Below are 9,546 nucleotides of genomic sequence, written 5' to 3'. Positions count from 1 at the left end.
GTCTGCGGTGCGTCAGCGCTGCGCCAGGCCAGCCGCAGCACCAGTTCGAGCACATTGATGCCCAGCACGCCGCCACCACCCAGCGGCAGCGTGATGTCCAGATCGGACGGCCCGGCCGGCCCCGAGGAGTCGAACGGCACAGCGGCGTTGGTGGTGGCGTCCACCCCGGACACCCGGTGCACCTCGTGGATGAAACCCAGGTTCGAGTCGTAGCCGAGCGACAACCCGAACATCGTCCGGTACGGCTTACCGCCCAGCAGCTTGCGGATGAAGCTGTCGGCGCTGGCGCCGTCCACCACCAGCGCGCAGTTGTCGAGCACCATCAGCACCCGCGCCCCGGTGGGCGACAGGGTGAGCAGGAACGAGATGCCGCCCAGCTCGACCCGGATTCCGGTCGAGCGCGGCAACGCGTAGCTGACCCCGCTGGAGTCGGGTGTCGCGACGTAGCCGAACGACGCCTGCAGCCCGGACGCCTCGGGGCTGGCCTCGATGTCGTCGCCGCTGAGCAGCAGGGCGGCACCGGCGTCGCTCTTCACGCCGACCCGGAACCGCCAGGTCGGATCGCCCTTGTCGCGGTGCGGATTGAGCACCTGGTCGATGGTGAGTGCGCCGCCGAGCGCCAGGAACAACTGGTGTTTCCGCGCCGGGGTGCCCAGCCGGCGCGGCAGGTACAGCCAGCTGAGCTTCAGTTCCTCGTCGGCCGGATCGCCGTCGTGACGCAGTGAGAAGGACACCATCCGGCTGGCCAGCAGATCGGCCGCGGTGGGCCGGGTGGTCGAGTCGATGTCGAGGCCGGGGGCGTCCCAGCCGACGATGACGTCGCTGAGCAGGTTCTCGTTGAACTCGTCTTTGGTCTGGTCGATGGTGGCGATTGCCGCCATGACGCCGCGGATCAGCCCGTCGATGACGTAGAAGGTCTTGTCCCGGGCCGTGTTCAGGGTCGAGCCGGACGCGTCCTCGCGGGTGTCGTCCAGGTCGTCGAGGGTGCGGCCCGGACCCCAGACGAACGACAGGATGGTGACGAACGAGTTGAGGAATCGGCCGGCGTGGTGCTCGCCGCCGGACTTGTCGGGCAGCGCATGGTCGCCCGGCCCGAGCGATCCGGTCAGCTCGGAGGCGATCGCCACGCCCTGCATGACCAGGAACAGCTTGGGCCAGCGCCGCCGCAGATAGGTGCTGCCCAGCAGGTCGAACATGCTTGTCACGAAGGTGTCGGTGCGTCCGGACCAGTCGCTGCCGCCCCACGACTCGATCTGGTCGATGATCGCGCCGATCAGCAGCGCGAGGTTGCCGGCGGCCTCGATGTCGGCCTGCAGATCCTCGTTCGTCGAGGCGCGGTAGGCCGTGATCGAATCCAGCGGCGCCTTCGGCAGCTCCAGTTTGGTCGAGACATCCGGTGGCGCACCCAGGTCGCGCAGGATCGCCTTGCGGGCCTCGTCGCGGCCCAGCAGGTCGGCCACGAAGCCGATGAAGTCGATCACCTCGCCGGCCAGCCGGCGCAGCACCGAGCCGGCGCTCATGGTGTCGGCTCCGGAATCGGCACGGCCTCGATGGCGAAGCGGCGCAACTGGTCGGGCGGGTCTTCGGTCAGCGGGCCGAGCGGCGCCCGATGCACCATGTAGGGACCCATCACGGGCAGCTGGGTGGCCGGGTCGATCGCCTCGGTGTGCACCTCGCCGACGGCGGTGATCGCGTCGCCGTCGCTCTCGAAGCGGCAGATCCCGAAGTTGGCGCGGAACATCATCTGCCGGGTGTTGCGCATCCGTTCCAGGGCGTGCTGGTGCCGCACCGCGACCGAGCGCAGCGCGGCGAACGTGGTGGCCGGATCGGCGGCCTGGGTTTCGATCTGTGCGTCGTCCAGCGGGAAGGCGCGGATCGGGCTGGGACGTTCGGCGTCCGGACGCTCGTCGAGCAGGGGAGTGACCCGCCAGCGCCATTCGGGCGGCTTGGCCGGGTTGAGCCGCGAGGTCTTCGCCGGATCGGTCTCGCCGGGCGGGTTGTCGTCGATCCAGCCGTGGGTGGGCAGCAGCACCGGGCTGCGCAGCAGCTTCGCGCGGGTGACCGCGACCAGGTCGTCCTCGGTGCGTCCGGACGGCAGCAGCACCAGGTTCGCGTCCGGCTTGGTCCAGCCGAGTCGTTCGACGCCCAGCCGGGCCCGCAGCATCTGCTGCAACGCCATCATCTTCGCGTCGAGGGCCTGCAGGTAGACCGGCATCACGTTCTTGAAGCCGCTCGAGGTGAACTGGGCGATCCTGGCCGGGCTGGTGCTGGTGCCGCGCCAGTAGCTCATCAGATTGGACGCGGCGTTGTGCACGTCACCGGAGAGCAGCACCACCCGGCCGTAGTCGGCCAGCCTGGACATCAGGTACTCGAAGGTGTTCTCGTCGAGCGCCCAGGTCTCCAGGGCGTCCGGGTTGGTGCCGGGCATCAGCCGGGTGCCGGAGATCTTCGTCTCGGCCACCTCGTCGTAGTGGACGGCGTCGAAGATCTTGTAGATCGCCCGTCCGACCACCTCGTCGAGCACCGGCGGACCGATCACCTGCAGCGGTGCGATCACCACCAGCACCTCGACCCCGGCCGGCAGCGGCGGCTTGGGGATCTGGTCGTCCAACGCCTCCTTCGACACGTTGCCGGGCGGGCCGACCTCGCTCACGTAACTGCGCCGGGTGCGGTTGTCGAGCGCCACCACCCGATGTTTCGGGCCGTCGATGGTGAAATGCCAGCTGATCGGCGGCTTGACCGACAGGAACTGCCCGTTGGGCAGCGGCTGGTTGTCGAGATCGTGGCCGAACATCTTCGCCAGCGCGGTGAAGGTGGCGGCGTCCGGGCCCCTGGTGGCGCCCTCGGGGAACAGCTTCGGCACGGCCACCAGCAGGTCGCCGGGCAGCTGGCCACCCAACTCGGGACGGGTGACAGAGGTGATGTCGTAGCGCCGCGGGTCGTTGCCCCAGTCCTGGAACAGGGCGTAGGCGGTCATCGCGTTGGTCAGGATGGTCTGGCCCAGCGCGCTGCCCAGCACCCGGTGCCGCCACATCGGGGTGAGGAAGTAGTCGTCGGTGACGTCGTGGTCGTCGAGGATCATGTAGGTCGGCACGTTGGCGAGCAGCCGTTGGGCTCGCCACAGGCCGGCCAGGAATTGCCGGTGCACCCGTTGGTTGCGACGGCTGACCTTCGGCTTCTTGGCTTCCTCCTTCGCCTTGTCCTTGGCGCGTTTGTCATCCTCCTCGGCGCGTTCGGCGGCGCTGAGCTCGTTGCGGCGCTTCGCCTCCTTCGCGATCTCCTCGGTTCGGACCGTTGCGTCGGTGAAGGTGTACTGCGGCACTCGGGCGGGAAATCCCGGCGCGGGCAAGTCGACGGACTGTTGGTCGGTGAGCACGTCGAGCCAATTGACGGTGCCGGACGCTGCGGCGTCCGGGGTCTGCTTCAGCTTCGCCCCCGGGATCTCGGTGCCCCAGCAGGCCGGCGACCAGTAGAGCAGGTAGGTGGCGGCGAACTCACCCAGTGAGATCAGGTGGTTCTTTCCGTCCTCGCTGGTCAACTGCGCACTGCAGTTGGTCAGGTAGAGCCGGTTGCCCACCCCGAACCAGGGTGGGCCGGCGGGTAGCGGGTTCGCCGTGGTGGTGGCGGTGGCCTCGTCGTCGTAGGCGGCGTCCGGATTCTCGGGGTCGACGGTGCGCTTCAGCAGCCGCACCTTGTCGACCGCGATGCGCTCGATCGGTGTCGAGGACGGTTCGCCGGCCAGCGGACCGGACGCCGGCGCCGTCCCGATCAGTTCGACGCCCAGTTCGACCACCCGTCGCATCAGCACGTCCTCGACGTCGTCGGCGTAGATCTGGTCGCCGCCCAGGAACAGCTGATGCAGCCGGGCCCGCGGGTCGCCGACGCGTTCGGCCAGGTACTCGTCCATCCAGGTGAACGCGTCGCCGTCGTCGTAACCCGCCCGCCGGCACGAGCCGTAGGCGAGCTGCAGGTCGTCCAGCTGGCTGGGCGGCAGGGCGAAGCTGGGCAGCATCCGGTCGGCGTAGCCGAGCGGACCCGCGGTGGTGCCGCTGACCTGATGGGTCTCCAGCAGCTTCAACGACTGCAACGTGTTGGTGCCGCCGTCCGCCTCGATCCAGAGGTTGTACGAGTACAGCCGATCCGGCTCGAACACCTTGCCGGAGGCGGGTGGAATACGTGCCGACACCAGGCTCAGATAGAGATGCTCACCGACCCGGATCGCCTCCGCACCCGGGAACGGCGGCGGCGCGTTCGGATCGGGCGGGTCGGCGCTGGACACGAACGGCGGGTTGGTCGTGTCGTAGGCGACCCGCCCCTCGAACACTTCCAGCGTCACCTCAGCCGGGCTGCTGAACGCCGTCCAGACGCTGACCAGCCCCGGGTCGACCCTGCGCAGGATCGGCCCCGCCAGAAGCAACGGAAGTTCCATAACGGACGCCTGGTTTCCCCGCGGGTGGGCGGAATCGCTACGGACACTACGCCTCGCAGCCCCCGCCGTCGGTGCGTACAAGTGCGTACCCCGCCCCAGTAGGCAGGGACGGTTCTCCCGGTGACCGGGAGAACCGTCCCCGCGGTCCGGCGAACCCGTCTGCGGCCGGCGCGATAGGCTGTCGGACTGAACAGGAGGAACCCATGGCCGAGCGCATTCAGCGTCAGCGCGGTACCGCGCGCGCGGACGAGGCGCAGGTCGAGGTGACCCCGGCGACCACCAAGCCGGCGGTTGACTACGACGCTCTGCTCGACGAGATCGATTCGGTGCTCGAGAGCGATGCCGAGGAGTATGTGCGCTCCTTCGTGCAGAAGGGCGGCCAGTGAACGAACCAACCCTGACCCCAGCGGTGGTGATCGGAACCGGGCTGGTCGGGGCGTCGGTCGGTGCCGCCCTGGTCAGCGCCGGTGTCGAGGTGCACCTGATCGACCGGCTGTCCTCGCATGCCAAGGTGGCCGCCTCGCGCGGCGCCGGCACCACCGACCCCATCGACCCGGCCACGGTCCGGCTGGTCGTCGTCGGCGTCCCGCCGGCACGGCTCGCCGACACCATCGAGAACGCCTTGCGCACCTACCCGAAGGCGACCGTCACCGACGTCGGTTCGGTCAAGGGCACTGTCCTGGCTGAGTTGCGCGGACGCGGCCTCAACCTGGCCCGCTACGTCGGTTCGCACCCGATGGCCGGTTCGCAACGCGTGGGTCCGCTGACCTCGCGTGCTGATCTGTTCGTCGATCGCACCTGGGTGATCACCCCGCACGACACGTCCCGGGCGAAGGCCGTGCTCACCGTCCATGCGCTGGCCCGCAACTGCGGTGCCCGGATCGTCAGCATGGGTGCCACCCATCACGACGAGGCCGTCGCCCAGGTGTCGCACCTGCCGCAGTTGATGAGCAGCCTGACTGCCACCCGCCTGAACGAGGTCCCTGAGGAGCACCTGCGGCTCGCCGGCCAGGGGGTGCGCGACGTGACCAGGATCGCGGCGTCCGATCCACGGCTGTGGACCCAGATCATCAGCGCCAACGCGGACGCGGTACGCACCGAACTCGAGGCCGTCCGGGACACCCTCGATGAACTGCTCGAAGGCTGGGGCGACGACGAGGCGCTGCGTCGATTCCTCGCCGACGGACGCCGCGGCGTCCGGGAACTGCCGGGTAAGCACGGCACCGGCGAATCCGCCTATGCCGAAGTGATCGTGGCCATCCCCGACACCCCCGGTGCGCTGGCCCGGCTGTTCGCCGACGTCGAGGCGGCCGGCGTGAACGTCGAAGACATCCGGATCGACCACGACCCCGAGCGCGAGGTGGGTTATCTCGCCGTCGGCGTGACGAAGGCCGCGCGGGCCGGGCTTGAAGAGGCCATGACCGAAGCCGGCTGGACGCTGCGCTATTCCGAGTCGCTGTGAGGAGAATCATGACGAAACCCCTAGTGATTGCCATCGACGGGGCCAGCGGCTCGGGTAAGTCGAGCACCGCCCGCGGGGTGGCGACCCGGCTCGGGTTGGCTTACCTGGACACCGGCGCCATGTACCGGGCGGTGACCGTCGCCTACCTGGACGCCGGCGTCGACGGCGCCGACACCGCTGCCGTCACCGACGCCGTGGTGCGCGCGGACATCCAGATCTCCACCGATCCCGCCGGTCAGTGGGTGCGGGTGAACGGCCGCGACGTCACCGAGGAGATCCGCTCCCAGCGCATCTCCAGCAACGTCTCCACGGTCGCGGTGATCCCGGCCTGCCGGGAGAACCTGGTCGCTCGGCAGCGGGCGATCATCGAGGCCGCGCCGAACGGCATCGTGGCCGAGGGTCGCGACATCACCACCGTCGTCGCCCCGGACGCCGACGTCCGGCTGCTGCTCAGCGCCGATCCGGAGATCCGGATGGCGCGCCGCAAACTCGACCATGGCGGCCAGATCGACGACGCGGCGCTGCGCGACCAGATCCTGCGCCGGGACGCCGACGACTCCACCCTGGTGAACTTCAGCACCGCCGCCGACGGCGTGGTCAGCCTGGACGGCAGCCTGCTCTCGCTGGACCAGGTGATCGACGCCGTGGTGGAGTTGGCCGAACGGGCGACTTCGACAAGCTCGGCTTCGACAAGCTCAACCGGCGAAGACAAGGAAACACCGTGACCGAAAGTGCTGAAGAGCTCATCAAGCCCGTGGTAGCCGTCGTCGGACGGCCCAACGTCGGCAAGTCGATGCTGGTCAACCGGATCATCGGACGCCGCGAGGCGGTCGTCCAGGACATCCCCGGGGTAACCAGGGACCGGGTGTCGTACGACGCGTCCTGGAACGGCCGCGAGTTCGTCATCGTCGACACCGGAGGCTGGGCCCCGGACGCCAAGGGGCTGGCGGCGCAGATCGCCGAACAGGCCGAATTGGCCATCGCGGCCGCCGACACCGTGCTGTTCGTGGTGGACGCTTCGGTCGGCATCCAGGACGTCGACGAGGCCGTCGTCGGGGTGCTGCGGCGCAGCCGCAAGCCGGTCGTGCTGGCCGCCAACAAGGTGGACGACGCCCGCAACGAGGCCGAGGCCGCGATGATGTGGAACCTCGGACTGGGGGAGCCGCACCCGGTCTCGGCGCTGCACGGACGTGGCTCCGGCGACCTGCTCGACGCCCTGATGGACGCCCTCCCGGACGCCCCGCAGGAGACCGACGAGGTGATCGGCGGTCCCCGTCGGGTAGCGATCGTGGGCCGTCCGAACGTGGGTAAGTCGTCGCTGCTGAACAAGCTCGCCCACCAGCAACGCTCGGTGGTCGACAACGTCGCCGGCACCACCGTCGACCCGGTCGACGAACTGGTCGAGGTGGGCGGCATCGTCTACCGATTCATCGACACCGCCGGCATCCGGCGTCGGGTGAAGGAGGCGTCCGGACACGAGTACTACGCCTCGCTGCGCACGGCATCCGCGATCGAACGGGCCGAGGTCTGCGTGGTGGTGATTGACGCGTCCGAGCCGATCGCCGACCAGGATCTTCGGGTGATCACCATGGCCGAAGAGGCCGGCAAGGCACTGGTGATCGCCTACAACAAGTGGGACCTGACCGACGAGGAACGCCGGCACTACCTCAACCGCGAGATCGAGCAGGACATTCAGGCGTTCTCCTGGGCGCCCTCGGTGAACATTTCGGCACTCACCGGACGCGGCGTCGACCGGCTGTCGAAAGCCATCGAGACCGCGTTGGAAGGCTGGGAGACCCGCATCTCGACCGGCAAGCTGAACGCCTTCCTGGGTCGGATCACCGCCGCACACCCGCACCCGGTGCGGGGCGGGAAACAGTCCCGCATCCTGTTCGGCACGCAGGCACACACCTGTCCGCCGACGTTCGCCCTGTTCACCTCGGGCCAACTCGATCCGGGCTACGTCCGCTTCCTGCGGCGCCGGCTACGCGAGGAGTTCGGCTTCGCCGGCACCCCGGTGCACATCGAGGTACGCGCCCGCGAGAAGCGCAAGAAGTAGTCGGTCGCCGGTTGAGGCCACGCTGGTTGAGCTTGTCGAAACCCTCGCCGATCGACCCCGCTGGTTGAGCTTGTCGAAACCCTTCAACAAGCTCAACCAAGGTCGACTGTCAGCTCTGCCCAGGCCACTGATTCTGCGACGAGCCGGGCTGCGGCGGGTACTGCTGACCGGGGTACTGCTGACCGGGGTACTGCTGTGGTGCGCCGGGGTACTGCGGGCCCTGACCAGGCTGACTTCCAGGGGCGGGCTGCTGCGGGTAGCTGTAGGGCTGTCCGGGCTGCGGACCGGCCGGCGGGTACCCGGGCTGGCCATAGCCGAACTGGCCGTAGTCGGACGGCTGCTCATTGCGTCGCACCTGATCGATGAACATGTAGGTGTAGTAGCTCTGGATGAACGGCGTGGTGAACAGCTGCACGAGGATCTGCAGCACGATCGTGATCGTGAACAACGGAATCAGTGCCAGCAGATAGGCCATCGACTCGGCGGGCGTGGGGTTGCGGGGCATCGCGACACCGAACGCGCCGCTGGCGACCTGACCGAGCGCGTTCAACATCCACACCACAGCAGTGACGGCGAGTTGCGGCAGGATCGCGTAACCGAATGTGCGCCAGAAGCTGCCCTTGGTGAGGTTCCAGGACCGCTTCAGCGCCTCCATGCCGCCCAGCGCCTCGGTGGCGACGGACGGCACCAGGTAGAGCAGTTTGGTCCACAGGATGATCGAGACGGGCACTGCCACCACGGTCAGCAGGGTGAGCAGGCCGAAGATGCCGAGCACGGCCCCGGTGGGGTCACCTCCGTTGGCGACGCTGTTGAACATTGCCCACATCATGGCGCCGATCAGCAGGTAGAGGGCGATGATGATGCCGAAGAAGAGGGCGATGACCGGCATCATCCGCGGCAGGTAGCCGCGGGTGCGGGCCATGAGGCCATTGAAGTCAGGACGCTCCCCCTGCGCGATCTCGTAGGCGGCCTGCGACATCATGCCGTACATCTTGAGTTGGGCGAGCGCGACAACGAGGCTGCCGATGGCGAAGATCGCCACGACGATGATCAGCGAGGTGATCATCGCGCTCTCGTTGCCGGTGATTGCCGCGCTGCCGCCGACAACGGCGGCCGCGATGAACATGGCGAGGGCCAGCAGTGACGGTGCGAGGGACAACAGGATGAACAAGCCGAAGCGCCGCTTCAGCGCCTCGAACGAGCCTGCGAACAGGCCGGAGATATCCATCGGACTGGGGCGAAGCATGGGAGTGGGGTTGATCACCTGCAGCAGTCTACGACCGGGCACTGACAAGCCGTCGGACGCCGCGCGTGGCTCGCTTTGAGAGCGACCAGTCCAACCGTGTAGTGTGAGCCGTCGGGGCTCACGGGCCCCTTCAACAAGAGAAAAGCGGGCTGTGGCGCAGCTTGGTAGCGCACTACACTGGGGGTGTAGGGGTCGCAGGTTCAAATCCTGTCAGCCCGACGGGTGTGATGTCTCAGGACATCGGCGACAACGGACCTACGGAAACGTGGGTCCGTTAGTCGTTTTGGGGGTGGGGTTGTGGTGGTTGTTGGCGTGGCTGGTAGTCGCGGGTGGGGTCGAGGACGAGCTCG

At 68.3% G+C, this 9,546-nt stretch carries 7 protein-coding genes and 1 tRNA gene; 5 read left to right on the top strand and 3 right to left on the bottom strand.

Annotation, left to right across the window (positions count from 1 at the left end):
• Both QM624_RS19175 and QM624_RS19170 read right to left on the bottom strand, forming a co-directional pair.
• On the bottom strand, window positions 1-1,520 hold a 1,520-nt coding region (locus QM624_RS19175; protein WP_415094809.1), incomplete at its 3' end, for a hypothetical protein.
• On the bottom strand, window positions 1,517-4,429 hold the full coding sequence (locus QM624_RS19170; protein ID WP_415094807.1) for a hypothetical protein: 2,913 nt from the start codon (window positions 4,427-4,429) through the stop codon (window positions 1,517-1,519). The genes QM624_RS19175 and QM624_RS19170, both read right to left, overlap by 4 nt.
• 203 nt (window positions 4,430-4,632) lie before the next feature.
• Here QM624_RS19170 and QM624_RS19165 point away from each other — a divergent pair, with 203 nt between their 5' ends.
• From QM624_RS19165 to der, 4 genes are read left to right on the top strand one after another with little or no spacing between them, the layout of a single operon-like run.
• Complete coding sequence (locus tag QM624_RS19165) at window positions 4,633-4,815, top strand: ubiquitin-like protein Pup (protein ID WP_366521521.1); 183 nt, start codon at window positions 4,633-4,635, stop codon at window positions 4,813-4,815.
• Window positions 4,812-5,891, top strand: a complete 1,080-nt coding sequence (locus QM624_RS19160) for a prephenate dehydrogenase (protein ID WP_415094805.1) — start codon at window positions 4,812-4,814, stop codon at window positions 5,889-5,891. Before QM624_RS19165 ends, QM624_RS19160 begins: the two co-directional genes overlap by 4 nt.
• A gap of 5 nt (window positions 5,892-5,896) precedes the next feature.
• A complete protein-coding gene (cmk, locus tag QM624_RS19155) occupies window positions 5,897-6,616 on the top strand; it encodes a (d)CMP kinase (protein ID WP_415094811.1) in 720 nt (239 codons plus the stop codon).
• Window positions 6,613-7,950 (top strand): ribosome biogenesis GTPase Der, encoded by a 1,338-nt coding sequence (gene der / locus QM624_RS19150; RefSeq protein ID WP_298133249.1) that lies wholly within the window; start codon window positions 6,613-6,615, stop codon window positions 7,948-7,950. Before cmk ends, der begins: the two co-directional genes overlap by 4 nt.
• Before the next feature lie 109 nt (window positions 7,951-8,059).
• Here der and QM624_RS19145 read toward each other — a convergent pair whose 3' ends face one another.
• On the bottom strand, window positions 8,060-9,214 hold the full coding sequence (locus tag QM624_RS19145) for a glycerophosphoryl diester phosphodiesterase membrane domain-containing protein (protein ID WP_415094802.1): 1,155 nt from the start codon (window positions 9,212-9,214) through the stop codon (window positions 8,060-8,062).
• 127 nt (window positions 9,215-9,341) lie between these two features.
• On the opposite strand from QM624_RS19145, the gene QM624_RS19140 reads away from it, so the two are divergent.
• A tRNA-Pro gene (locus QM624_RS19140) sits at window positions 9,342-9,415 on the top strand.
• The last annotated feature ends 131 nt before the right edge of the window (window positions 9,416-9,546 follow it).

Origin of the sequence: Micropruina sp. (genome assembly GCF_047606365.1) — a bacterium.
Classification (GTDB): domain Bacteria; phylum Actinomycetota; class Actinomycetes; order Propionibacteriales; family Propionibacteriaceae; genus Micropruina.
Note: the sequence above shows the minus strand (reverse complement) of the source record. Positions and strands in the feature narration are given on the sequence as shown.